Genomic DNA, 26,946 nt, shown 5'->3' on the forward strand with positions numbered 1-26,946 from the left:
TAATGGCTGATACATGGTGAAGGCCTGAACATTAAGAATAAAGGAGGAGCCTTGTCACACTTGAACGCACGAACGCCGTCAGGCGATGACGTGATTCAGCGTAGTGATCTGAAGCCAGCCTTTAGTAACGATCTATTTGAGCGTGTGCTGCAACGGGATAACCTCTCAGCGGCATGGAAACGCGTTCAAGCCAATAAAGGGGCTGCAGGAGTGGATGGCATGACTATCAACGAATTTCCCGTATGGGCAAGAGCAGGACACTGGACGAAGGTCACTACCGAACTGGCAACAGGTCGATATACGCCCTCACCGGTCAGACGCGTTGAAATCGATAAACCCGATGGTGGTACTCGCCAACTGGGGATTCCAACCGTCTGTGATCGAGTGATTCAGCAAGCGATTGCCCAAGTCCTTACGCCTATTTTTGATCCCGATTTCTCAAACAATAGTTTTGGATTCCGGCCAAATCGAAATGGGCAACAGGCGGTAAAGCAGGTGCGAGACATCATCAAGGAAGGTCGCCGCTTCGCGGTCGATGTCGATCTGTCTAAGTTCTTTGACCGAGTTAATCACGATCTGCTGATGACGCGCCTTGGTGACAAGGTGAAGGACAAACGTCTTCTACGATTGATTAAACAATACCTGCGAGCTGGGTTTGTCGACAACCAGTTCTATGGTGTGAGCCGAGAAGGTGTACCGCAAGGCGGGCCACTATCGCCGCTACTAGCGAACATCATGCTCGATCCTCTGGACAAAGAACTTGAGAAACGTGGCCATAAGTTTGCTCGCTATGCCGACGACTTTACGATAGTGGTAAAGAGTCAGCGAGCAGGTGAACGCGTACTACGCAGTATCAGTCAGTACTTGCAAAACCGCTTGAAGCTGGTCGTCAATACCGATAAAAGTCGCGTCGTTAAAACCAGTGAGAGTAAGTTCTTGGGGTTTACCTTCAAGGCTGGTCGTATTCAATGGCATGAGAAAACGCTACTGAAATTTAAGCAGCGGATACGCATGTTAACGAATCGTAACTGGGGGGTGTCGATGAAATATCAGCTCTTCAAAACCAGCCAATTTATACGTGGCTGGATTAACTATTTTGGCATCGCCAATTGCTACCAACTCTGCGTCGATCTAGATCATTGGATTCGGCGCAGAATAAGGATGGCTTACTGGCGGCAGTGGCGAAAGCCACGCACCAAGGTCAGGAACCTGATGAGTCGAGGCGTCCACGTACAGGCGGCTGTTGCGTGTGGCATTACCAGTAAAGGCCCATGGCGAAGCTCTAAAACACCGGGGATTAATCAGGCATTATCCAATGCTTACTTAAAATCTCAGGGGCTTTATGAATTGCGCGATGGATGGATCAAGCTTCACCATTCTCAGTGAAACGCCCTGTGCGGATCCGCATGCAGGGTGTTGTGGGGGCTGAGGGTTAGAGACCCTCGGCTACCCGATTATGTGTTTGGCTTCACTAGTTTAATGGCATACACCTTGCAACACTTAATTTTTAACTAATGATACTAGGGGCTAACCATGCAAATTGGAAGTGCAATAGCGACTTCAGCTATAACACCAACACAAAAAAGCGGCAACAATATGCCGCCCCAAACAACGATGACTGGCAACACACAACCCAACCAACCGCTAGCTCGTGAACTTGCCGAAACATTTGACCCAAAGAATATGAACTACAACGAGTCAATGGCTCTTGCCAGCGCCTTAATGAAAGCTGGCGAGGGTGATTTAAGCTCAGCATTCCTCCCCCCGCCACTTCTAAAGGTTAATAGTGATGGGAGTGTAATCGACACAACTGGAACGCCGGAAGCGGATGCTAAAATGAATAATAAATTCAACATGTTCGAAACGCTTACAGCTAGAATTGACTTTAATAAAAGTATGAATTTGCCAACAGACTTACTTGAGGATGCTTATTCCTTTTTAGAGAAAGTTCAAGTCGCCCGTAACACGCCGAGTATCAATGAGTACACATAACCACGCGCTAACTTGAGTGAGTGAAACGAGATTCAGAATTAAGCGCCTTGTTATTTGGCGCGAGGAGATAGGAATGGAAATCAGTATTTATGATCATGTTGTTGGGCTAACGATAGATAACTCAGACACACTAATGAAAGATGCCGGGCTCGATCCAAGAATGGGGTTTTCTGGAATCGGGATGGACGATGAGTGCCTACCTATTGTTTTCGACAAATGCGGAAACTACGGCTATCTGGACAGTAACATTTACCGCATTCGGTTTGACATAACGTGCGCCAAATAACGCCGCCAGCAACCGACCGTTTGAAACGGAGCAAAGCGCAGTGGAAAACGGGTCGGCTTGCCTGGCCTGGTTATGTGTTTCGGATTCACAGCTCTAGCTCTCCGAATTGCCAATTATCGTTTTGCGATTCCCTTTCAGCAAACTCGCCGGGCTGCAAAATTGTAAGTTCGTGAATTGTTGAGTCTTTGGACGCCAAGTGACCTACTCCAACAAGATGACAATCTTCATTATCTAAATCGTGCTCCTGTCCACAAAAAAATTGCCAATTCCCATCTGGATCGCGGATAGCTTCCAATATTTGCTTGCCCTCGTGAAATATGTGACTGCATATATAAACGCCGTAGTCGTCTCTAAATTTCACGACTCTCTCCCTAGGAACACATAACATTTGTATATACGGGGGTCCGTGTATCTACCCACACCGCTTTGATTAAAAATAGATGTAATTATTTGAAAAGGAAGGAGAAACTAAAGAATCAAATCGTACTCTTCCGTGACAAATCAAGCATGCGTATTAACAATTGATATACGGGGGTCCGTATATCTATCCATGCCAGACATCCATCTCTCTGATTTATAAATATTTTTAACCTAAGCATGGTGACAATACAAGCACCGTTTTATACAAGAAATTTTGTAAAATAGTATAAATATTGTAACCTCTAAAAATATACTGTATAAATAAACAGTAATTACAAGGAGGTAATTTCATGTCTCAAAGTCCATTTCTTACGAAAGTACGTAAAGATATTCGCCTACGCGGTTACAGCATTCGTACTGAAAAAACCTATATTTATTGGATAAAGCAATTTATCTACTTCCACCACAAAAAACATCCTGCAGCCATGGGAGCTGAGGAGGTCAAAAACTATCTTTCTAGTATGGCTGAAAATCGCTCAGTAGCTGTTAACACACAAAAAGTTGCTTTGAATGCATTAGTTTTTCTCTACCACAAAGTTCTCAATAAGCCCTTAGGTGATCTCAACTTTCGTTATGCAACCAAGCAAAGGCACTTACCTACGGTCCTTTCTAAAGAAGAAGTACAAAGAATTATCCGTTGTATGAGTGGTCGGAACGGAACAGTTATAAAGCTGCTTTATGGGAGTGGACTTAGACTAAATGAATGTTTGAGGTTACGCATTCAAGATATTGATTTAAAGGAAAACGCACTTACTATAAGGGACGGTAAAGGAAATAAAGATCGAAAAACACTATTAAGCCCTTCCCTAAAATATGAATTAGAAGAGCTCATCCTAAAAGCGAAGAAAATACAAATAGAAGATAATAAGCGAGGTACCGGCCCTTCTATGCCTCATGGTCTCAGCAAGAAATATCCAAATGGATTTCGCCAACATAAATGGATGTATCTTTTCCCCTCTACCACTATATGTAATTACCCTGGCTCTTCGATCCAGTGCCGCCATCATTTGCACGATACGGTGATAGGTAAAGCGTTGAGAAAGGCATTGATAGACGCTGGCATAACCGATAAAAGAGTCACCTGTCATACATTTCGACATTCCTTCGCAACCCATTTGCTCCAAGGAGGTAGGGATATTAGGACAGTACAAGAATTACTGGGACATAACGATGTTAAAACGACTCAAATCTATACACATGTCATCGGACTTCACTATGCAGGAACCAGTAGCCCATTAGATGCTTTAGCGCTATAACGCGCAAGTAGAGAGAAAACCCCTTCTAATGCAAAGTAGGCTATACGCGGCAGAAAACCAAGCACCTTATCTCTGATTCCTGTCCGGCACAAAGGGTGAGCTCTACATCAGCGTATTTCTGTAGGAGGCCAACCTTTGGCCGAAGCCCTATTAAAGGTTGGCACCTCTTTTACTCGTTGACTAGGATGCCTTTAAACCTTTTTCTTGCCCATTCGACGAACGATAAAAATTAAGGCTAGAGACACTAAACCAGAGATCGCTAGGTGATCCGGCTCTGTCATAAAATGAACAATACCGCTCATAATGCTGGCGTGTTCTGAGTGCGCTAGTGCAGGTAGTGATGACGTTAATGCAGCAGCGCCGGTTAATGTGCTGATCCCTACTTTTGCAATTTTTTTCATATGTTCTTTTCCCCTTTTTTGAATACGTAAGCCATGTTTAAACAACAGCAACGGCAGGTGGTAAAGTTTTAGCCGTTAGCATGCCTTCGCTAATAATAAATTGGATAATATCATCTAAACCTTTCGCTTGTTTTAGATTAGCAAATACAAATGGACGTTCACCACGCATTCGCTTTGCATCGGTATCCATCACTTCAAGAGATGCACCAACAAGAGGAGCTAAGTCGATTTTATTGATAATAAGTAGATCCGATTTGGTAATACCCGGCCCACCTTTACGTGGGATTTTATCACCTGCTGATACATCAATCACATAGATAGTAAGGTCCGACAGTTCAGGACTAAAGGTCGCGCTTAAGTTATCACCACCGCTTTCGACAAAGACGACATCTAGATCCCCATGACGTTCGATTAGTTGATCGATTGCGGCGAGGTTCATTGAGGCATCTTCACGTATAGCAGTATGGGGACAACCGCCCGTTTCTACACCGATAATTCTGTCTGCACTAAGCGCTTCATGTTCGGTGAGAAACTTAGCGTCTTCTTGGGTGTAAATATCATTAGTGACGACCGCTATATCATAATGATCTTTCATAGCGGCACAGAGTGATCTCAACAGTGCCGTCTTGCCGGATCCGACGGGGCCACCTACGCCAACTCGTAGTGTTTGCTTTGGTTTACTCATCTATTGTTTACCTCTGTTGTCATTCTGTCGTTATTCCGTAGTTATTTTCTGTTTGTATAAATATTAAGAACGAAATAACCGTGAATATTGTTGTTCATGTAAGGCACTCGCGATAGCTAATGCGGGTAAGCCAGCGCCGATCTGTTCTTCTTCTATTGGCGCAGCTATTTTTAAGGCGCGGCTTAGTATAGGTTGCAGATCACCTAATAAGATCTGTGCTTGGGTCTGCCCTAGTGGTACTAGCTTAGTGGCCGCTGCCACTTGGTTTTCTAACCAAGACCATGCAAAACCTAAGGCTGCACTGGCGTAGTTGATCTTCCAATGGGCGGCGGCGATAGCAAATAGCGTTATAAAGCTAACCTCTTCAGGAATGCTGCCTCGGCCATGGGCAAAAGGCTGCTCTATATTTAAGCTATTGAGTAAGCGAACTAAGGCTTCGCCCATTGCGGTATCGGTTAGCCTAAGTTCTTTGCTTTCGCGGCAAGCTAATACCAGATCATTTAAGCGTTTAACCTCGTCCCAATCTTTGCGGTTTGCTGCATCCATCAATAATCTAAGTGCTGGGAGATCTACTTGGGCGACCGCATGCAATAACTGCATCTCCAACCATTCATGGACATCCACCTGTTTACCAAGCCAACCGCAATCAATGGCGTACTCCAAACCTTGAGAAAAGGAGTATCCCCCCACGGGTAAACTCGCACTACTAAGCTGCATTAAACGGAACAGGGCACGATCATTAGTTAAAATGGCCTCTGCGTCCTCAACAGACTTAGTCGTTGACGTCGTAGGTTCTGGTTGCAGCATCCTCGCCTTAGTGATGGGAGTGACCATGACTATAAGCTCCAGATTCAGGAACAAAGATCGCTTCTTCATGCGTAACGACTAAACCTAACTGTACTAGCATCTCCTCTAGTACATGATCGGGCTTAATTCTTAACCAGCGCTCACCCACCTCTATTTTTGTATGACGGTTCCCTAAGTGGTAACAAGCACGGGAAAATTGGTGCCAATCATCACTTGAGGCTAAGGCAACCGATTCAACAGCGCCCGCCACTTTGATATAACGTCCGCAGGTGGTTTTTAGATATTCGCCCACCAGCAAAGGTTTGCCGCGCTCAAGAAAAACACGCACCTCTTCACCTTGATCACTGATCAATTTAAGGCGGCCTCGATCACGCTGCTCATGGGTTAGCACTACACGGCTATCCGCTTGATGATGGCAGTGTGTGCCTAAACGTTCATAAACTTCTAGCATCTAACGTCTCACTCTTTATTAAATCTCGCGCTTATAAAACAACCTTAAAACAGGGTATATAGCTGTGCTAAAGGCAGCTCTTCTGCCGGTTCACAGGTTAGCATTTCACCATCTGCGCGGACTTCATAGGTTTGTGGATCAACCGTAATATCAGGCATCCAGTCATTGAGTACCATATCGGATTTGCTGATATTTCGTGTGTTCGCGCAGGCAGATAAACGACGCTGCAAGCCTAAGCTCTCGGCAATATTATTATCTAAAGCGGCCTGACTGACGAAAGTTACGCTGGTTTTAGCGGGTGCTGAACCACAAGAACCAAACATAGGACGATAGTGCACAGGTTGTGGAGTCGGAATTGAAGCATTTGGATCCCCCATCGGCGCGGCGGCAATCATACCGCCTTTAATAATCATGGAGGGTTTTACACCAAAGAACGCCGGTTTCCACAACACTAAATCCGCCAACTTGCCCGGTTCGATAGAACCGACTTCATGCGAAATACCGTGGGTAATAGCCGGGTTAATCGTGTATTTAGCGATATAACGTTTGGCTCTAAAATTATCAGTACCTCCGGCTAGATCTTCTGCCAATAAGCCAAACTGCGTTTTCATTTTATGGGCTGTTTGCCAAGTACGGGTGATCACTTCACCAACACGTCCCATCGCTTGGGAGTCGGAGGAGATCATGCTGAAGGCACCTCGGTCGTGGAAGATATCTTCGGCGGCTATGGTTTCTTTACGAATACGGGAATCGGCAAAGGCCACATCTTCAGGGATATTGCTATCTAGATGATGACAAACCATCAACATATCCAAATGCTCATCCACCGTATTTACCGTAAACGGACGTGTAGGGTTAGTGGATGATGGCATCACATTAGGATAGGAACAGGCCCGAATAATATCAGGCGCATGGCCACCGCCCGCTCCTTCTGTGTGGTAGGTATGGATAACACGGCCTTTAAACGCACCTATAGTGTCATCAACAAACCCCGATTCATTCAGAGTATCGGTATGAATCGCTACTTGTACATCGTACTTATCAGCAACGGTTAAACAGTTATCTATTGACGCGGGGGTCGTTCCCCAGTCTTCATGTAGTTTTAAACCACAAACACCGGCCTCAAGTTGCTCTTCTAAAGCCTCAGGTAAACTTGCATTCCCTTTACCTAAAAAGCCTAAGTTCATCGGCATATTGTCGGTTGCTTGTAGCATTTTGCCAATATTCCACGGACCGGGTGTACAGGTTGTTGCATTAGTGCCGGTTGCTGGCCCTGTACCACCGCCAATCATCGTAGTTACACCCGACATCAAGGCTTCATCGATCTGCTGAGGGCAGATAAAGTGAATATGCGCATCGATACCACCCGCGGTAAGGATAGAACCCTCCCCTGCGATAATTTCGGTTCCGGGACCGATCACTATATCCACATTATCTTGTATATCCGGGTTCCCCGCTTGGCCTACTTTGGCAATGCGCCCCTCTTTAATGCCCACATCCGCTTTAACTACACCCCAATGATCAAGTATGAGTGCATTGGTAATAACCAGATCCATGGCGATATCGTTGGTAAGCTGGCTTTGTCCCATGCCATCACGGATGACTTTACCACCACCAAACTTTACTTCGTCGCCATAGGTGGTGAAGTCTTTCTCAACCTGAATCCAGAGATCTGTATTACCTAAGCGAACCTTATCCCCGGTTGTTGGACCAAACATCTGCGCATAACTGGTGCGGTCCATTGTTTTTGACGAGGTTTTTGATGAGGTTTTTGATGAGGCGCCTGAAAATGACTCGTCGAGCTCAAGCGTTCCCATTACATCGCCGCGGAATCCATAGATCGTTTTACTGCCCGCATACTCAACCAATTCAACTTCACGGCCTTGGCCCGGCTCAAACCTTACCGCCGTACCCGACGCTATGTTCAGGCGATAACCTTTCGTCGCTTCACGATCAAATTCTAATGCGGGGTTAACCTCAAAAAAGTGATAGTGAGAGCCTACCTGTACTGGACGGTCGCCACTGTTTTCAACTCGGATGGTTTGCGTTTTACGGCCAGCATTAAGCGCTATGCTTCCCTCTGCTGCCTGAATCTCGCCTGGAATCATGGTTCTATCCTCTTCGCGCCATCAACATTTAGTTAATTGGGTTATGAACGGTGACTAATTTAGTGCCGTCGGGAAATGTCGCTTCCACTTGTACTTCGTGGATCAATTCCGGTACCCCGTCCATCACCTGCTCAGCTGTTAAAAGGCTTTTACCGTAGCTCATCAATTCCGCAACTGTTTTTCCATCACGTGCGCCCTCTATTATTTCCATACTGATATAGGCCATCGCTTCGGGGTAGTTCAGTTTCAAGCCACGGTTAAGGCGTCGCTCTGCCAGTAATGCTGCCGTAAACACCAGCAACTTATCTTTCTCTCTTGGTAACAGTTCCATTACTCACCTCTTTGGCCAGGTGTAATTAAATTTGGATGCTTCATTACAATTCATTGTTATGTTTTATAGCGGGCTTTTAGGTTGCCCAAATTCTTGGTTCGCACGCCTCCCGTTCGATCAACGCAGGTCGTAATAAACGCCAGCAACGAGTAAACAATAAGCGAGCCTGTTCCGAGCAATCACCTAAATACCTTATCTGCATAAATTCGCCGTTCAAGCTAACCGCAGCCAGTGCAGGCGGTGGGTTATTCGCCGCTTTTACCTTTGTTAATTCAGTACATTGCGTCTGCAAAGCGCTAAGTAGCTCATCGACTTGATTCTCACCTGAAAACGGGCCTGCAATGAGCAAGCCATTTACCGATCGGTTCGCTAAACCTGCACGGCTATGCATAAAATGATGCTGTTCTGGATTAAGTGATAAGGCTTCGCGTACTTTTAAACGTCCCGCTTGGAAGATCTGCAAACGCTGTGCTAATTGGCCATGGTTAAAGGGTTGCTGGCTGGCTTTTAGACCAAAACAGCTAATCTCCCAACCAATAAAGCGACTATTTTCAGCAAGATGAATATCTGTATGCAACTGAGTATGTGCGCCGGGGTAGATGATATTTTCTAAAGGTAACCATTCTAAGCTACTGCCGGATGCTAAACGCAATTGAATATGCTGAGTTTGCAGTGTTTTATCAGCACGGGCTTTATAAACCCGCCCCGCACCGGGAGTAGTGATAAGCCCATGGGCATTAGGTGACATATCTACATTGATACGTAGATCATCACCCGAGACCATACCGCCGGGCGGATGAAGAAGGTAAAGATGAGCAAGATCTCTGCCTTCTGGATAAAACGCCTTCTGCACATAAAGTGGGCCTTTATGAGCACAGGTTTTAAGAACTGACCCGCGGGTGGTTTTGCTTAACCCAAGGCTAAGTTCGGCTTCCCACTTTGACTCTTTACCTGTGTTAGGTAATCGTTCTGTTATAGGGTTTACCCAATTATTCATCTATATTCGAACCTAATTCCAAGGCTAATGCTTATCTTATACAGCAAGGTACTGTTTTATCAGTTCCTCACTTAAGTTGGCCATCTGGTCACTGGCAACCACACGGCCTTTTTCCATTAAGCGAAACTCTTTGCCTACTCTACGTGCAAATCCTAACTTTTGCTCGACTAAGATAACGGTTAGCCCCTCCTCCTGATTAAGTTTGAGGATAACATCACCTATCTGTTGCACAATATTAGGCTGAATACCTTCATTAGGTTCATCCAAGATCAACACTTTAGGTTCAATCACTAAGGCACGACCTATCGCCAACTGCTGTTGCTGGCCCCCTGATAGATCACCACCGCGGCGATGAAGCATCTCCTTTAATACAGGAAAGAGTTCAAAGATCTTCTCCGGTATTTGTTTCGCTTTATCTTTACGTATAGGTAAGCCAATTCTAAGATTCTCTTCCACTGTTAAGGTTGGGAAAATATCTCGACCTTGAGGCACATAACCTATACCTGCCGGCGCTCTAAACTGAGCGGGTTTTGTATGCAGAGGCTCACCTTCAAGTAGAATTTCACCGCTCTCGACCGGCAGCAAACCCATAAGGCATTTTAACAGCGTCGTTTTACCCACCCCATTACGTCCCATAATACAGGTACAGGAGCCTGGTTTAATATCCAAATCCAAATCCCAAAGGATTTGAGTTCCACCATAACGTTGATTAACTTTTGAGATCTCTATCATGGTGCTTCTCCCAGATAAACTTCAATAACATCAGGGTTATTTTGAACTTGATCCATCGTACCTTCTGCTAGTACAGAGCCTTGATGCAGCACAGTAACAGTACGGGCGATACTGCGCACAAATTCCATATCATGCTCTACCACAATCACGGTACGCTCGCCGGCTAATGAGGTAAGTAACTCGGCGGTCCGTTCTGTCTCTTGGGCTGTCATACCTGCTACAGGTTCATCAATTAATAACAATCGAGGCTCAGCAACCAGTAACATACCGATCTCTAACCATTGCTTCTGGCCGTGCGATAAAGCCCCTGCTTGCATAAAGCATTGCTCTTTTAAACCAATCACATTGAGTACTTCATCAATACGATCAATTTCCGTTGGTGTTAATCGAGCAAATAACATAGGGATAACTGATTTTTGCTGTTTGAGCGATAACTCTAAGTTATCAAATACGCTATGGGCCTCAAACACGGTTGGTTTTTGGAACTTACGTCCTATACCCAACTGTGCAATATCGGCCTCATCATGCTGTAAAAGGTTAATGCTCTGGCCAAAATAAACACTGCCGGAATCGGGTGTTGTCTTACCGGTAATCACATCCATCAAGGTTGTTTTACCCGCGCCGTTGGCACCAATTAGGCAGCGTAACTCACCATCATTTACATAGAGGTTCAGATCATTTAGTGCTTTAAAACCATCAAAACTCAGATTAAGCCCTTCAACGTAAAGAATAACGTCATGGGAAACATCAACCGGCTTTTGCTCATCTTTTAAAAATGACCACACTTGGTCTCTACGCATTATTTCGCGTACATCAGTTAATGTACTCATGCATCACCCCCTTTAATTGCAGGTGCGGTATCCACCTTATCATCTGTTGGCCTAGCATCATTATCGCCACCACCAGAACGGCGCTTGTTGACCATCTTTTGGTATAGACCCATTAACCCTTGAGGTAGATAAAGGGTGACAAAGACAAACAGCGCACCTAAAGCAAACAACCAACCATCAGGCATAATGGCGGTAAATTTAGTTTTCGCAAAGTTGACAAGCAGCGCACCAACAATGGCACCAATCAATGTGCCACGACCACCAACAGCAACCCAGATCACCATCTCAATTGAGTTAAGTGGAGAGAACTCACCGGGGTTGATAATCCCCACTTGAGGTACATACAGCGCACCGGCAATACCCGCAATCAATGCAGAGTAAACAAACAACCAGACTTTAAAACGCTCGGTACGGTAACCAATAAAACGTGCTCGACTCTCACCATCACGAATGGCAACAATCACTTTACCCATACGGGATTGTAGAATTTTGTGGCTCACCACTAAGATCACAGCTAAGAGCAGCGCAGTTATGGCAAAAAGCGTGACGCGGGTTGTATCTGCTTGCAGATCAAAGCCTAAAATATCTTTAAAGTCGGTTAAGCCATTATTACCCCCAAAACCCATCTCATTACGGAAGAAGGCAAGCAATAACGCATAAGTTAACGCTTGGGTCATAATGGATAGATAAACACCCGTTACACGGGAACGAAATGCTAACCAACCAAAGACAAAGGCTAAAATACCAGGGACAAGCAAGACCATCAGCATCGCAAACCAGAACTGATCCATCCCCTGCCAGAACCAAGGCAGCTCAGTCCAGTTAAGGAAGACCATAAAGTCAGGCAGCTCTGGATTACCATAAACACCGCGATCACCGATCTGGCGCATAAGGTACATACCCATAGCGTAACCACCTAAAGCAAAGAATGCCCCATGGCCTAAACTTAATATTCCGCAGTAACCCCAAATCACATCAACCGCTAAGGCCAACATGGCATAACATAGGTATTTACCTAATAAAGTGATGGTATAGGTGCTGACATAAAACGCTGAGTCTTCAGGCATCAATAGATTACCCATAGACGCTAACAACGTTAAAATAACTAAGATCGCGACAAATGGCGCAACTTTACTGTCACCATGTAAACGGCTAAAACGCATTAACTGGTTCATTCTGCAGCCCTCCCTTTCTGGGGGAATAAGCCCTTAGGACGTTTTTGGATAAAGAGAATAATAAAGATAAGTACAAAAATACTCGCAAGCACTGCACCGGTAACCGGCTCTAAGAACTTGTTCGCTATCCCTAACGAGAACGCAGCGACAAGGGTGCCCCACAAGTTACCCACCCCGCCAAATACAACGACCATAAACGAATCGATAATATAAGCTTGGCCTAAGTTAGGGCCTACGTTGGTCAACTGACTTAAAGCAACACCGGCGATACCGGCTATACCTGAACCTAAACCAAAGGTCATAGCATCGACCCAATCGGTACGAATACCCATGGCTTTTGCCATATCACGGTTCTGGGACACTGCCCGTACATTAAGTCCTAAGGAGGTTTTACGTAAGATAATCAGCAATAAACCAAAAACCAGAAGTGCAAAGGCCAAAATATATAAGCGGTTCAAGGTTAAGCTCAAAATAGGGTTAATTTCTAATGAACCACTCATCCATTCCGGTGATGCCACTTGACGGTTGAGGGGAGAAAAAACAGTACGGACTAGCTGCTGTAAAATTAAGCTAATACCAAAGGTCGCGAGTAAAGTTTCCAATGGGCGACCATGTAAATGACGAATAACACCACGTTCAATCAGAATACCGACACAACCAGATACAACAAACGCAAGGGGTATCGCAACCCATAGTGAATATTCAATCGCATTTGGCATCATTAACTGCACAACATAAGTCGTGTAGGCACCCAACATGATCATCTCACCATGGGCCATATTGATAACACCCATAACACCAAAGGTGATCGCTAAACCAATTGCAGCTAATAGAAGAACCGAACCTAAACTTAAACCAAAGAAGAGCTGATCAATAAAACCATAAAACTCTATCTTCTCATTAATCTGTTTTAGTGCTTTGGCTGCGGCTACTTTAACTTGTGTATCTGTATCATTTTCAGCAAGTTTTACGAGTTTATTTCTTGCATCACCTTCAAGACTATCGGCCATAATATTTACGGCAATAAGGCGTTCAGCGGGGTCTTTTGAATCTGCTTGATATAAGGCCAGTGCCAAATCAATCATAGCCTGAACATCTTCATCCGCTTCATTTACACGGGCAGCGATTAAGGTAGCGATAGTGTCATCTGACAGATGTGTTAACAGGGTTTGCACCGCTGCTAAGCGCTTATCAGAATCAGGATGAGAGATATGTAAACGTGCGATAGCTTGCTTTAAAAAACCACGAAGCTTGTTGTTTACACGAATTTTTTTGAGCTGGCTCTTACTTACATCGGCCAACTGCTTTTTGCTTAAAACACCTTGCGCTGTTAATTCACCATCAACCGTAGAGATGATGACCACCTCTTTACTGGCTTTAACAAAATACAAATCACCTTCTAGCATGCCTTTAAACATCGGCAGCATATCTAAGCCGCCTAGTATTTCTAGTTGCTTAAGTACAGGCAGCGCTTTACTTAGCTTGACCTCTGTTAAATTTATTAAAAGCCCAGCAACAGAAACTGGCTCTTCAGTTTCTACCATTGTTGCTGAAAGTGGGGGGGAGGAAACTGCCGCGACAGTTGCGGGATCAGCATCGACCTCTATTGGCTCATTTGCATAAACCGATGTTAGGGACGCAGCAACATAGCAGCACAGGGTGGCAAACAGACGTCTCACGTGAATTCTCCTGTATAGACCGCTGAGTCCGATTTATGGGTAAAAAGTAACCGTAGTATCAGCGAATCAGGAATGGAAAGTGGCTACACTTAATCAAAGAGAACCACTTATTAACGTAGTTAAAGCTTATATTTACTTGGCAAACAGGCTTCGTAAAACTTGTGGAGGTATCCGTCACTTTTCATGAACGAGAGACCTCCACTACTTACTACTGGTCGTTTATTTAGAACCAGAACACTCTTTAGTTACGGTGTTGTAGTTACCGCACTTAATAGGGCTAGTCCAATCAGAGATCAGGTCTTTAGAACCTGGTAGGAAATCAGACCATGCATCACCGGCAACAACACCATCAGTTTCCCAAACAACTTCAAGCTGACCATCATCCTGAATTTCACCGATCAGAACCGGTTTGCTCAAGTGGTGATTTTTGTTCATTACAGCCATACCACCGGTAAGGTTAGGGGTTTCCTGACCGATCATCGCCTGCTCTACTGCGTCAACATCTGTTGTGCCCGCTTTAGTAACCGCGTTAGCCCACATGTTGAAACCTATATAGGTTGCTTCCATTGGGTCGTTAGTTACACGTTCTTCACTTGTAAACGCTTTCCACTGTTTAATAAATGCAGCATTCGCATCATTTTCAACACTCTGGAAATAGTTCCAAGCAGCTAGATGACCCACAAGCGGTGTAGTATCTAGACCTGAAAGCTCTTCCTCACCTACGGAGAAAGCCACGACAGGAATATCTTCAGAAGAGATACCTTGGTTACCTAGCTCTTTATAGAAAGGGACGTTTGCATCACCGTTGATCGTAGAAACCACGGCTGTTTTCTTACCTTCACCACCAAACTTTTTGATATCCGATACAATTGACTGCCAATCAGAATGACCAAAAGGCGTGTAGTTAATCATGATATCTTCAGCCGCTACGCCTTTAGCTTTAAGGTAAGCTTCAAGAATCTTATTGGTTGTACGTGGATAAACATAGTCGGTACCTGCTAGAACCCAACGTTCAACACCAAGGTCATTTGCTAAGTAATCAACCGCAGGAATCGCCTGCTGGTTTGGCGCTGCACCTGTATAGAATACATTTTTAGATGACTCTTCACCTTCATACTGAACAGGATAGAACATCAGTCCATTTAGCTCTTCTAACACAGGTAGTGCAGATTTACGTGATACAGATGTCCAGCAACCGAAGATTACATCTACTTCTTCTTTTGTTAGTAGTTCACGTGTTTTTTCTGCAAATAGAGGCCAATTAGAGGCAGGGTCAACAACAACGGCTTCTAGCTGTTTTCCTAACAAACCACCCTTTTTGTTTTGCTCTTCAACCATCATTAGGACAGTGTCTTTCAGTGTTGTTTCACTAATAGCCATAGTGCCTGATAGCGAATGTAATACACCTACTTTGATCGTTTCAGCCGCGATAGCGCTAATACTGATCACTGAAGCACCTATTGAAAGTGCAACCCCTGCCGCAATACTTTTAAGTTTCATATCTGCCCTTCCCCTGATTATAAAATTAGCTGCACCAGTCAAACCGCTTTCAATAAAACGGCTTCTTTGTGCGATGCAATAAGGCTATTCCATATAGGTCCGAACAGGTATGAGGTGATTGACGCACACCTATACGTCATTTGACGTATATAGTATGAGAATACGCCGTCAGCCGTGCTTTTTCGCAGCTCAAATTGAAGTTTTATCAATCCTTGCTACGCCTAAGCGCCGATCAGTGCTATAATTGCGAGGTTCCGAAGATCAAAGCGAACGAGTCTTAAAGCTTTAATTACTCTAAAAGACCTGTTGGCACCGTGTTTCAAGCACTTCCTAGCATTTATGCAGGGGCCTTCAGAGAGCTTTAGATAGAGTGAATCCTTCCTTTCACATCGATTCTAGATAACAAACAAATAGAATTAACACTGCGATAGCACTTACTTTCGAACTGCGCGTTCGATTAAGTTTTAATGCAATTCTGTAAATACCATATAGAGAGCAACAAATGAGTTTTGCCGACCTGGGCCTTTCACGCCCAATTTTGGATGCCGTTTCCGCTAAAGGATACGACACCCCATCCCCTATTCAAGCAGCAGCCATTCCTGCCGTCATTCAGGGTAGAGATTTAATGGCTGCCGCACAGACCGGCACAGGAAAAACAGCAGGCTTTACGTTGCCTCTTTTAGAGCGTTTAAGTACTGGCACGCCAGCACAAGGGAATCAGATTAGAGCGTTAATATTAACGCCTACCCGCGAACTGGCTGCGCAAGTTGCTGAAAGTGTAAGTGATTATTCAAAGAATTTACCATTACGCTCTGCCGTTGTGTTTGGTGGCGTAAAGATCAACCCGCAGATCGCTAAACTGCGCGGCGGTGTGGATATTCTTGTTGCGACCCCAGGGCGTTTACTTGATCTATACAACCAACGCATTATTAAGTTTTCTCAGTTGGAAGTTCTTGTGCTTGATGAAGCCGACCGTATGTTAGATATGGGCTTTATTCACGATATTAAAAAGATCTTAGCGGTCCTACCGAAGCAGCGCCAAAATCTTCTTTTTTCCGCAACCTTTTCTGCAGAAATACGAAAGTTAGCAAAAGGGTTAGTTAATGATCCTGTAGAGATTTCCATAACACCGGTCAACTCTACCGCAACCACCGTTAAGCAATGGATAACTCCCGTTGATAAAAACAAGAAAGCACCCGCACTTATTGAGCTGATTACAGCTAATGACTGGGAACAAGTGCTTGTTTTCTCACGTACTAAACATGGTGCAAACCGCCTAGCTAAGCAGTTAGATGCAGCCAAGATTACTGCAGCGGCGATTCATGGCAATAAAAGCCAAGGCGCACGCACAAAGGCCTTATCTGAATTTAAAAGCGGTGCAATTAAGGTATTAGTCGCTACAGATATTGCCGCACGCGGCTTAGATATTGACCAACTACCCCATGTAGTGAACTTTGATCTACCGAATGTGCCTGAAGATTATGTCCATCGTATTGGCCGTACTGGCCGCGCCGGTGCATCAGGTGAAGCGGTATCTTTAGTTTGCGCTGATGAATTTGAACACTTGGCAGCAGTCGAACACTTGATTGGTAAAATTCTTGAGCGTAAGGAACTAAATGGTTTCTCACCAGTACATCCGCTACCTGAATCCGATTTAAGTAAGAAACCAAGCAAAAGAAAGCCAAGCCAGAAACGCGGTGGCAGTGGACATAAAGATGGACAGCGTTCAGCAGATAATGCACGCGGCCATAAACCACAAGGTAAAAATAAATCCCACCGTTCAGGTAATGGAAGCAGCAGTTCACGATCAAGAACAGCAAAGGGTACGAATTCAGGTTCGCAAAGTAGTGGAAATAACGTGGCGTCTCAAGGGCAACACCAAGGGATATCTAATAGTAGAGCCTCCACTAGTAGACCAACAACGAACGGCGCTTCGGTAACAACTCGGCCAACACGCCGTGTTAGGAAAAGGCCAACACCTAAGCCTAGCCATTAAGCAACCCAACCGTTGCAATTTTGCAATCCGCTCTGTTCGGCCTAAATCTGGTGTAATAGACCTTATTTAGGCCTCTAAGCTAAAGATTAAACACTCAACCGCGTTTCACTGATCAACTCATAGAATTGTGCGGCTGGAAGTGGTTTAGAATAAAGATAACCTTGGAAACGATGGCACCCAAGCTCTATTAAGGTATCCCTCTCTTCTACAGTTTCAACTCCTTCAGCAACCACTGCCAATCCGAGCCTATCCGCTGTGGCGATAATAACTTCTACAATGGCCGCTTCTTCTGAAGATGGGCGTAGGTTTGTTACAAAAGATCGATCAATTTTAAGTATATCTAAAGGCATATAACGTAAATACTTAAGTGACGAGTAGCCTGTCCCAAAATCATCAATGGCAAAAGAAATCCCTCGTTGCTTTAAAATTCTCATTTTATTACTAGCGATATCAAAGTTATTTAGCAGCATATTTTCGGTAATTTCTAATTCAATCAGCTCACCTGGTATTTGATAATCAGTTAAAAGCTTTAAAACTCGGCCAACAAAATCAACCTGCATAAATTGTAACGGACTAATATTGATCGCTAAACGTCGACAGCCCTCGGGGAAGCCTCTCTCTCTCCACTGCGCAAGTTGGTTAAAGCTTTCATTTAACACCCATTGTCCCATTTCAATAATTTGGCCACTTTCTTCCGCAATTTGAATAAAGTCATCTGGGCTAATAACCCCTTTTTCAGGATGCATCCAACGGAGTAAAACCTCTGCACCAAACACGGAACCGTCCGACTTCACTTGAGGTTGGAACCAGAGTTGAAATTCCCCTTTATCTAATGCTTTATGTAACCCTTTCTCAATCAGTAAGCGTTCTTGCGCAGAGGACTGCACCTCTGGATCATAGAACTGAAAGCCATTTTTCCCCATCGCTTTTGTGCGATAGAGCGCAATATCCGCATGTCGGAGGATATCGATAGCACTTAGCTCTTTTTCAGGAAAGACCGCAATACCTATACTTATAGTGCAATAAAGAGTGTGCCCTTCTATCTCAAAAGGGGCAGCAATAGCATCAATTATTTTTTTAGAAATGTGTACAGCCACTTCCGCACTGGAAACAACAGTAGGACCTATTTCAGGTAGTAATATAACAAATTCATCTCCCCCAAAACGCGCGCATGTTGTTCCTACTGGAGCAATCGCCGTTAACCTTTGCGAAACAGCACAGAGTAATTTATCACCGATACTATGGCCCAATGAATCATTAATGGTTTTAAAACGATCTAAATCCATATAAAGCACAGCACCGTGAATATCATGCACTTGATGATGGGTAATAACAGAGGACAATCTATCCGTAAACAATCTACGATTGGCTAACCCCGTTAAGGTATCAAAAAAGGCGAGTTCAAAGATCTGCTTTTCTGACTCTTTTCGTGCGCTAATATCTCGTGCGGAAATAAGAATATAATCTTTATCGTTTTGCTTAATTCTTATTCCTCTTGCCTCAATAGGAAACACCTTTTTATGCATATCTATTTGAATATCTTCGAAAGTGCAAACGTGTTTTTCATCTATTGATAAAAAAAGATCTACTAAATCATTTTCTGAATAATTTTGGCTATAAACGGAAAGCTTACTACCCAAAATATGTTCTTTATCACTTTTCAGCGTTTCAACAGCTTGATGATTTAAATCTATTATTGTGCCATCTGGAGCGCAGAGAAACATTGCATCCCCAGCATTTTCCATTAATGTTCGTGAAAAGTTTTTGCTTTTAGAAAGTTTTGAAATGGTATTATTTAAACGATCGGTCACCTGTCGTCGCTCATCCCAAAGCTTAGAAAAACTCGCTACAAGATCCCCTATTTCATCACGTCCTTTATAAGGTAAAGGCAGGTTATTATGGGTATTTAATTGATCAACCCACTTAACAATATCTAATATAGGACGCGATAAGTAACGATAGAAAAAGAATAAAAACACGCAAGCTAACAACACGTTGTACAGCAAACCAAATACCAAACCGATAAAAGCCCGTAACGCAAAATTATGCGTAATGTAGGTGGAATCCAACTCTATAATAAGTTTTGCAGCCCCCGTTTGGGAGTTATCAATCTTTAAAATCGATTCGTAATGGGTATTAAACTGAAAGAAATAGTTCCCTAGCTTATAAAAAAAGGTGTTAGGCGAGGAAATTTCTTGTTTATCATGTGATAACGGATCCCCAAAGTCATCGACAAGCGTTGCTTCAGATATTTCTGGGTGAGATATTAATGTCGCGGTAATTTCACTTGCCTTTACATAGTTCAAATTATAAATCGCACGCTCTGCTGTCTTTTTATACAGGGCAATAACGCGTTCGATTCCAGCAAGATAACTTATCTTTTCCTGTCTAAGATCAAGAAATATTTGGATACTTGTAGAGAGTAGTCCTAAAACCAAGGAGATCAGTAACACTGTCCGAGCTTGTTTAAATGCAATCCTGTGTCTAAATTCAAACCCCATTCTCATACCCTGTTAATAATTGGTGATCAAATTTGATGACAAGTATTTTTCATATATAGCCTGATACGTACCATTTTTTTTAATAACCTTTAGTCCCTTATTAAACTGATGAACTAAGTACTCTGTATTATGATTTTTTTTACTGAAGCAGAGGTGAAAAAGGGTCGCTTCTCGATCAACAAAGTGCTTTATTTTTATCTGGTCTTGCACACCTAACTTCTTTGCGACAAATAATGTTGCTGCATCCCCGTTATAGAAAACATCAACCCCTCGGTTTAAAACGGCATTAATTCCACTACTAATGCTCGGTGTGGTCGTATGTTCTATCCCTGAGTCAGTCAGCTCCTTTTCAATTCCCCAGCCATCAACAACCGTTACCTCAAATTTATTAAGGTCTGAAAATTTCACCAATGCGCTAGCGTCACTTGCAGAAGCCATTACTGCAACTTGATTAGCAACACTTATTGGATCGCTATACTTGATATACGCTGACCTATCAGGGCGTTTTGAACAGGTTATACTGGCCAAAATGTAGCCATGCTGTATATTTTTTAAGATTCGTTTCCAGGGCGCTGTTTTAAAATGGATATTGATACCTACAGCTAAGAATGCCGCTCGAACTACATCCACATCAACCCCTTCAAAGGCTCCATCTGAACGAATGATAGAATAAGGAGGGTAGTTAACAGTATAAAGCGTTATTGGTTCTACCTGCTGCTCTGCAGACTGAGCCGCTGGAATAAATAAGAACAAAATTAAAGCAGCAAAAGAATAAAATTCACTTTTAAAACAACGCATAACAACTCCCCTCTATCTGTTGGTATGTACCAACAGTCCCCACTATAATCCATCATAAACCTTATCTTAAAAATTGTTAGTCTCTGTTTTATGAACTTAACGACTATTTTCCCGAAAGAAAGAAAAGACTTTAGTCTTAGTTAAATTGTCTTACTTACATATAAATACAGGTGTTTATTTCATTGATTAAACATAGGTTAACAAGAAATATTAGCCGTCGAAAAGTGATACATGAAGGATGATAAATAATAGGAAATAGACGATTTTTTACGTGAACACGGGCATTATATCAATCTAAAGTATAGCGACTTTAAAAGAAATAAGAGCATTCAAATCCGCTTTCTGTCACTCGAAATAGTCTATACAAGCATATGAGTTATATACAGATATTCTTTATTCAGTGGCCAACACTCTCAAGGCAACTCCCGCAGCAGCGGTTCTATTCTCTACCCCCAATTTAGGGAATATCTGCTCAAGATGTTTATTCACTGTTCTAGGGCTCATCTCAAGAATTTCAGCAATCTCACGGTTCGTTTTACCATTGGCTATCCAATGCAGTACTTCTGATTCTCTTTCCGTAATGGATAACTTACTTTTTAACAGCGTTGAACCTGTAGGCCGATTTCCATCAATCAGCCTAACCAATATCTGATTGTTGTTTTGGTATGCGACGAGTTTAAGCTCTAAAGGATAACTAAGGTTTTTTACCTTTAAAGTTTGATTTTGAGCAAGTTTAGGCTGCTCAAGCCAACGCTGAATTTGCGGCACCAGCGCTTTAGCTTGGCCCAGCGAACCAATGCCCGCTTTTGCCAACAGAGCATGGGCTTGCGGTGTCCCCCATAACATCACCCCTTGTGTATCCACTGTTACTAAGTGCTGACCACTACTATCAAGTGCTGATTCGACACTGACCGCCTGACGCGCATTAGCCAAATGAACCCGCATGCGAGCTAATAACTCACTTGGGTTAATAGGTTTTGTAAGGTAATCAACACCTCCCGCCTCTAGCCCTCGAACAACATCACAGGTATCTGTTAAACCTGTCATAAAAATCACGGGGATTGACGCTAGTGAAGGGTCCGCTTTAAGCGCTAAGCAGGTTTCAAAACCATCCATATTAGGCATAATCGCATCTAATAAGATAATATCAGGCCGTATCCTTTTTGCGATCGTCAGTGCTTGGCGTCCCTCTAGAGCAACCAACACATCCATACCCGCGTGCTCTAAAGCATCATTAATAAGGCTCAATGCGTCAGGTGAATCATCAACCACCAGCACGATCTCTTTCCCTAGAGCGGTATTCATAACGTATATGCCTCGATATGTTGTGCAAGTTTTTCAAATTGAAATGCTTGGGATAAACCTTGTAGATGCCCAAATGCTTCAGCGTTCAAAATACCCTCTTCATCAATCTGCTGTAATATATTATTAACGCCCTTTTGATAACCCATTTCAGCATAGGCTTTAAGCTCTAACAACAGACTGTGCTTAGGAAGATTTTTAACTGGGGGCCTTGCCGCTAAATCTGTCCGATTCTTCAAGTTATCAAGTGGAGCTCCAGCATCAACCTCCGAATTAATTTGCAAGCTACTTGGAACAACAACGTTTAAAGTTTCAGTACGGTACACCCAATCTAAATCAAGGTGCTGAGCAAGCTTATCCAACAATAGATGGTTACTCACCGGTTTAACCAAGTAATCATCATAAACCAACTTATAATCTTCCTGTTGATTATACTCCTGCGCATCGGCCGAAAGCATCACAATCGGCTCTCTATACCTTTCCTCTCTAAGCTGACTTGCTAGCTCTAGGCCACTCATGCCGGGCATAGATATATCCAGTAGAAAAAGGTCTGGCCTCACCTCTTTAACCAATTGGAGACAGCTATAGGCATCATGGGCTTCCACCGTATTAAACCCCAGCGGAACTAACAGGTCTGACAATAAGCCGCGTAAAACCGGATCGTCATCAACCAAACAGATCGTGCGTTGGAATCCTTCATAGCCCATAGCTTTACGTAATTTAGGCTCATCCTCATGCACACTATCAACCCAAGGTAATAATAGGCTAACTTTAAATTCAGAGCCTTTGTTAAGCTGACTATCCACCTGAAGATCTCCGCCCATAATTTCAGCCAACAATTTTACAATGGTTAACCCCAACCCCGTTCCTGGAAGACTGGCAGTATCTCGATTTCGAACACGTTCAAAAGGATCGAAAATACGCTGCAAGTGATCTTCATCTATTCCTGGACCTGTATCACGGATACAGAATTCTGCTACTTGGTTGCGGTAGTTTATTTCAAAATCGATATTACCTTGGGGTGTGTATTTAATCGCATTTGAGAGGAGATTAATTAAGATCTGTCGTAACCGCTTTTCATCGGTAATAACGACATCAGGTAAAGGATTATTAATTCGGCAGGTAAATTTTAGATGCTTTTGTTCCGCTTGTACGCCAAACATTTGCGCCAATTGATCGATAAGTTCAGGTAGTTTCACTTGATTACGGTATAGATCCAATCGGCCCGCTTCTATCTTTGATATATCAAGTAAACCTTCAATTAAATCAGTCAAATACTGCCCACTACGATGAATAATCTTTAAGCCGCGTTTATGTTCGTCTGCAATGCTTTCTTTCTCTCCCAGTAACTGCGCATAACCTAAAATTGATTGCAAAGGAGTACGAAGTTCATGACTGATACCTGTTAGATAACGACTTTTGGCAGCATTTGCTCGCTCAGCATGTTCTTTAGCCTGCTGTAGCTCTTTATCCGTCTGCTCATGGGCATCGATCTCACGGGTTAGCTTTAAGCTTTGACGATTAGATTCTTTTTGCGCTGTAACTCTACTCTCATGGGCTAATAGAAAAACCCATGTAGCAACGCCTGAAGCGATAAACAAGGTAATAAATAAAGAGATAAAGGTTTTTTCAAGCAGCATAATTTCTGCTGCGTTGGCAGGCTTGATCTGAATATAGATCAGCAACAGCAACCCGCCCAAAACGAGGTTCACACTAAACACCCAAGTGATAAACCGCCCTAATCTAGAGTAGATCGAGCGTACTGCCATACGGGGAAGATAACGGTATAAATTTTTTAATACACTTTGTGAAAAACCTGTTTTTGGCTTACAGCCATCTAAACAACGCACATCCAATGAGCAACATAATGAGCAGATCGGCTGCTCATAAGCGGGGCAATAAGCCATATCCTCCAATTCAAATTTGTTCTCACAAATACCGCAGGTCAATGTTGTTAATGCTGCCGGATGTATACGCTTTTCTTTGCTCAAGAAATGGCTCAGATTGCTTGATTCTCTAGCGATGTAATAACGTCCCTTGGTCAGCCATGCGATCAACGGCACACAGATAAAGCAGGAGAGCAAAGTAACAAAATGACATAAAGGCTTAGCCAGCTCCCCTAGCAAGCCCAAGTAGGCAAGCATACCCAATATGGTTGAAATCAGCATAGAGCCGATGCCTACAGGGTTAATGTCATATAGGTGAGCACGTTTAAACTCAATATTTTTAGGGCTTAAACCTAAAGGTTTATTAATTAACAGATCCGCTGATAGTGACCCCAACCAGCCCAGCGCAAGGATAGCAAAGGTACCTAAAATCGCTTCTAAGGCTTGGTATATACCCAGCTCCATCAATAGCAAGGCGATAGAGACATTAAAGACCAACCACACTACTCGGCCAGGGTGACTATGGGTTAAACGGGAAAAGAAGTTTGACCAGGCGATAGACCCTGCATATGCATTAGTCACATTAATCTTCATTTGACACAGAATCACCATCACCGCCGCAAGAATCAATGATATAACCGGTGATTCCGTCAATGTTAGAAACACTTGCTGATAGAGATAGGTAGGATCTGTAGCTTGCTCAAATGGCATTAGCTGAGTAAAGGCTAAATAAGCTAAAAATGAGCCTAATAACATTTTTATAAACCCAACCCAGACCCAACCAGGGCCAGAGAGCACTAACCAAAACCACCATTGTTTTCGATTTTCTTGGGTTTTAGGGGGCATAAAACGTAGGTAATCGGCTTGTTCACCTATTTGCGCAACTAAGGCAATAAAAATAGATACAGCAGATCCAAACAACACTAAGTTAAAACTATCTCCTTGGGGCGCTTGCGGTGCTACAAATTCAGTCCAACCCTTTAAACTATCGTATTCGTAGATCAACACCACGGCCAAAGCTGAGCATTGTAAGAGCAGCCATATATATTGAGTGCCTACCTGAAATTTACTGATTGCAGTAATACCGTGGGTCACAATAGGGATAACAGCAACCGCACAGATAACATAGCCAATAAATAACGGAATCCCGAGCAAAACATTTAAAGCGGAGGCGAGAATAGCGGCTTCAATGGCAAAGAAAATAAAGGTAAAGGAGGCATAGATCAGCGAGGTAATAGTCGACCCCAAATAACCAAAGCCAGCGCCACGGGTAAGTAGATCTATATCTAATCCATGTTTCGCACAGTAATAAGCAATAGGAAAGCCGGTGACAAACAGAACCAAACAAACAGCCAACATGGCCGTGATGGTATTAGTGAAGCCATAGCTAAGCGTAACCGCCGCCGCTAAACCTTCGAGAGCCAAAAACGAAGCAGCACCAAGAGCTGTCATCCCCACCTTGGAAATACTCATATGACGACCACCCACCGCAGTAAAACGCAGCGCATAGTCCTCTAATGTTTGGTTTGCTACCCATTTATTGTAATGTCGCCGCTCTTTTAAAATGCGCTGCGAAGCACTCATACTCACCCACCACTAGAAAATGCCCACAGAAAATCGCACCACCAAAGAGCATTAGCGCACAAAAACAATGCATCAATAAATAACATCATCAAGATCAAGCAAACCTAAGTTGTTTGTATAGTTACCTGTATAGGTACTTATATAGTTGCTTGTATATACGCCAGACCCTTTATATAGCGAGAACGCGATCAAATTGAGCACGGAATTCTATAATTTGCATTTAATTAGTGCAGTCTTCATGCCAGTTATAGATCAACCAGCAGTAAACAATTACAAGCTAAAGCCTTTGTAATTGCAGCCCTGCTTTCTGTTTATATACTTGCCAAGTGCTTTCGATCACCGATACTTCGTTAATAATCCATTGGCTAAACACTTTCACTTTATGCCGCTGAAAATAAGCTTCCGGTGCGACTAAGTAATAACTAAAAACAGAATGCCAATAAAAATTAACGGGGCACACCAACTGCCCTCTCTGAATTAACTCAAATGCTAAACTGTAACGAATTGGAGCAACGCCTTGACCATTAAGGGCTGCATTCATAAGCAGGCTTGAATCTTTTACTTGTAAAGCGACCTTACTGGTTCCGCCAAACATAGCTTTAAAAGCATTATTTAAAGTCTCTAATTCCTGTGAGCTATCCAAAAGAATAGGCATCTCATCAATCGTCCTCTCTCCCCTATTAAGCTGTTCTAATAACATGGGATGACAAAGTGGCAAGATATAATCATTAGCGATCATTCGCTCCTCTAATCCCACGAACCCTCCAGAACCAAACCGAATAGCAAGGTCTTGAGAGTCATCACTAAAATCATGTAAATCTAGAGAGGTGGAAACAAAACAGCTCAAGTCGGGATGCTGTGTCTGAAAGGCGCCTAATTTAGGAATTAACCACTGAGCGGCAAACGAGGGAATGGACGTGATTTTCAATTGATGGGGAAAAGAGTCCTGCTCCAAGGTTTTACTACCCTCCTCAATTAAAGCAAAAGCTTGCTGAATATAAGGTAAAAGCCTATGAGCAGATGGGGTTGCCCGCACTTCTCGATTAAGGCGTAAAAATAATGGTTCACCAAAAAAATCTTCTAACAGTTTTATCTGCTGGCTAATGGCCGCTTGCGTCACATTAAGCTTTTCTGCCGCTAATTTAAAGCTGCCACTCTCTGCAGCAAACTGAAATACTCTTAGAGCTTTTAATGGTGGCAACCTAGTCATAGTTAATTTTTTCTTAAGT

General features: G+C 43.4%; 23 protein-coding genes. 5 read left to right on the plus strand and 18 right to left on the minus strand.

What is annotated here, in order from left to right:
* The first annotated feature begins 51 nt into the window (after nt 1-51).
* From ltrA to ACOQOE_RS11320, 3 genes are all read left to right on the plus strand, one after another.
* Nucleotides 52-1,386, plus strand: coding sequence for a group II intron reverse transcriptase/maturase (gene ltrA, locus ACOQOE_RS11310; RefSeq protein WP_420554038.1), 1,335 nt, complete (start codon nt 52-54; stop codon nt 1,384-1,386).
* Nucleotides 1,387-1,533: 147 nt separating this feature from the next.
* The gene (locus ACOQOE_RS11315; protein WP_200365884.1) at nt 1,534-1,992 is read left to right on the plus strand and encodes a hypothetical protein; all 459 of its coding nucleotides are present in this window, start codon (nt 1,534-1,536) and stop codon (nt 1,990-1,992) included.
* 73 nt (nt 1,993-2,065) lie between these two features.
* Complete coding sequence (locus tag ACOQOE_RS11320) at nt 2,066-2,278, plus strand: hypothetical protein (RefSeq protein WP_420554047.1); 213 nt, start codon at nt 2,066-2,068, stop codon at nt 2,276-2,278.
* A gap of 85 nt (nt 2,279-2,363) precedes the next feature.
* Here ACOQOE_RS11320 and ACOQOE_RS11325 read toward each other — a convergent pair whose 3' ends face one another.
* Nucleotides 2,364-2,639: a hypothetical protein gene (locus ACOQOE_RS11325; protein WP_420554048.1), complete on the minus strand. Its 276-nt coding sequence runs from the start codon at nt 2,637-2,639 to the stop codon at nt 2,364-2,366.
* A 349-nt stretch (nt 2,640-2,988) separates the two neighbouring features.
* On the opposite strand from ACOQOE_RS11325, the gene ACOQOE_RS11330 reads away from it, so the two are divergent.
* Nucleotides 2,989-3,954: an integron integrase gene (locus tag ACOQOE_RS11330; RefSeq protein WP_420554049.1), complete on the plus strand. Its 966-nt coding sequence runs from the start codon at nt 2,989-2,991 to the stop codon at nt 3,952-3,954.
* A 191-nt stretch (nt 3,955-4,145) separates the two neighbouring features.
* Here ACOQOE_RS11330 and ACOQOE_RS11335 read toward each other — a convergent pair whose 3' ends face one another.
* The 12 genes from ACOQOE_RS11335 to urtA form a co-directional block, all read right to left on the minus strand.
* A complete protein-coding gene (locus ACOQOE_RS11335) occupies nt 4,146-4,355 on the minus strand; it encodes a hypothetical protein (protein ID WP_067869247.1) in 210 nt (69 codons plus the stop codon).
* 37 nt (nt 4,356-4,392) lie between these two features.
* Complete coding sequence (gene ureG, locus ACOQOE_RS11340; protein ID WP_303418461.1) at nt 4,393-5,040, minus strand: urease accessory protein UreG; 648 nt, start codon at nt 5,038-5,040, stop codon at nt 4,393-4,395.
* 63 nt (nt 5,041-5,103) lie between these two features.
* A complete protein-coding gene (locus ACOQOE_RS11345) occupies nt 5,104-5,847 on the minus strand; it encodes an urease accessory protein UreF (protein WP_420555476.1) in 744 nt (247 codons plus the stop codon).
* Nucleotides 5,848-5,854: 7 nt separating this feature from the next.
* Complete coding sequence (locus tag ACOQOE_RS11350) at nt 5,855-6,298, minus strand: urease accessory protein UreE (protein WP_303418463.1); 444 nt, start codon at nt 6,296-6,298, stop codon at nt 5,855-5,857.
* Between the two features lie 44 nt (nt 6,299-6,342).
* Nucleotides 6,343-8,406: an urease subunit alpha gene (gene ureC / locus ACOQOE_RS11355; RefSeq protein ID WP_420554050.1), complete on the minus strand. Its 2,064-nt coding sequence runs from the start codon at nt 8,404-8,406 to the stop codon at nt 6,343-6,345.
* Nucleotides 8,407-8,434: 28 nt separating this feature from the next.
* Nucleotides 8,435-8,737 (minus strand): urease subunit gamma, encoded by a 303-nt coding sequence (locus ACOQOE_RS11360; protein WP_067869238.1) that lies wholly within the window; start codon nt 8,735-8,737, stop codon nt 8,435-8,437.
* 76 nt (nt 8,738-8,813) lie between these two features.
* Nucleotides 8,814-9,734: an urease accessory protein UreD gene (locus ACOQOE_RS11365; protein WP_420554051.1), complete on the minus strand. Its 921-nt coding sequence runs from the start codon at nt 9,732-9,734 to the stop codon at nt 8,814-8,816.
* Nucleotides 9,735-9,770: 36 nt separating this feature from the next.
* Entirely contained in the window at nt 9,771-10,466 is a 696-nt protein-coding gene (urtE, locus tag ACOQOE_RS11370) for an urea ABC transporter ATP-binding subunit UrtE (protein ID WP_303418474.1), read from the minus strand.
* Entirely contained in the window at nt 10,463-11,296 is an 834-nt protein-coding gene (gene urtD / locus ACOQOE_RS11375) for an urea ABC transporter ATP-binding protein UrtD (RefSeq protein ID WP_303418476.1), read from the minus strand. The genes urtE and urtD overlap by 4 nt, the downstream gene beginning before the upstream one ends.
* The gene (gene urtC / locus ACOQOE_RS11380) at nt 11,293-12,471 is read right to left on the minus strand and encodes an urea ABC transporter permease subunit UrtC (RefSeq protein ID WP_303418479.1); all 1,179 of its coding nucleotides are present in this window, start codon (nt 12,469-12,471) and stop codon (nt 11,293-11,295) included. Before urtC ends, urtD begins: the two co-directional genes overlap by 4 nt.
* A complete protein-coding gene (urtB, locus tag ACOQOE_RS11385) occupies nt 12,468-14,015 on the minus strand; it encodes an urea ABC transporter permease subunit UrtB (protein ID WP_067869250.1) in 1,548 nt (515 codons plus the stop codon). Before urtB ends, urtC begins: the two co-directional genes overlap by 4 nt.
* 354 nt (nt 14,016-14,369) lie before the next feature.
* Complete coding sequence (gene urtA / locus ACOQOE_RS11390; protein ID WP_067869220.1) at nt 14,370-15,650, minus strand: urea ABC transporter substrate-binding protein; 1,281 nt, start codon at nt 15,648-15,650, stop codon at nt 14,370-14,372.
* A gap of 502 nt (nt 15,651-16,152) precedes the next feature.
* Here urtA and ACOQOE_RS11395 point away from each other — a divergent pair.
* A complete protein-coding gene (locus ACOQOE_RS11395) occupies nt 16,153-17,646 on the plus strand; it encodes a DEAD/DEAH box helicase (protein ID WP_082792458.1) in 1,494 nt (497 codons plus the stop codon).
* Between the two features lie 86 nt (nt 17,647-17,732).
* Here the strand turns inward: ACOQOE_RS11395 and ACOQOE_RS11400 are convergent, their stop codons facing one another.
* The 5 genes from ACOQOE_RS11400 to ACOQOE_RS11420 form a co-directional block, all read right to left on the minus strand.
* The gene (locus ACOQOE_RS11400; RefSeq protein WP_420554052.1) at nt 17,733-20,147 is read right to left on the minus strand and encodes an EAL domain-containing protein; all 2,415 of its coding nucleotides are present in this window, start codon (nt 20,145-20,147) and stop codon (nt 17,733-17,735) included.
* A 12-nt stretch (nt 20,148-20,159) separates the two neighbouring features.
* Complete coding sequence (locus ACOQOE_RS11405) at nt 20,160-20,945, minus strand: substrate-binding periplasmic protein (RefSeq protein ID WP_067869213.1); 786 nt, start codon at nt 20,943-20,945, stop codon at nt 20,160-20,162.
* 393 nt (nt 20,946-21,338) lie between these two features.
* Nucleotides 21,339-22,250, minus strand: coding sequence for a response regulator transcription factor (locus ACOQOE_RS11410; protein ID WP_067869210.1), 912 nt, complete (start codon nt 22,248-22,250; stop codon nt 21,339-21,341).
* Nucleotides 22,247-25,717 (minus strand): ATP-binding protein, encoded by a 3,471-nt coding sequence (locus tag ACOQOE_RS11415; RefSeq protein ID WP_420554053.1) that lies wholly within the window; start codon nt 25,715-25,717, stop codon nt 22,247-22,249. Before ACOQOE_RS11415 ends, ACOQOE_RS11410 begins: the two co-directional genes overlap by 4 nt.
* Nucleotides 25,718-25,994: 277 nt before the next feature.
* The gene (locus ACOQOE_RS11420) at nt 25,995-26,927 is read right to left on the minus strand and encodes a LysR family transcriptional regulator (RefSeq protein ID WP_420554054.1); all 933 of its coding nucleotides are present in this window, start codon (nt 26,925-26,927) and stop codon (nt 25,995-25,997) included.
* Nucleotides 26,928-26,946: the final 19 nt, after the last annotated feature.

The organism is Neptuniibacter marinus (assembly GCF_965223595.1).
Classification (GTDB): Bacteria; Pseudomonadota; Gammaproteobacteria; order Pseudomonadales; family Balneatricaceae; genus Neptuniibacter; species Neptuniibacter marinus.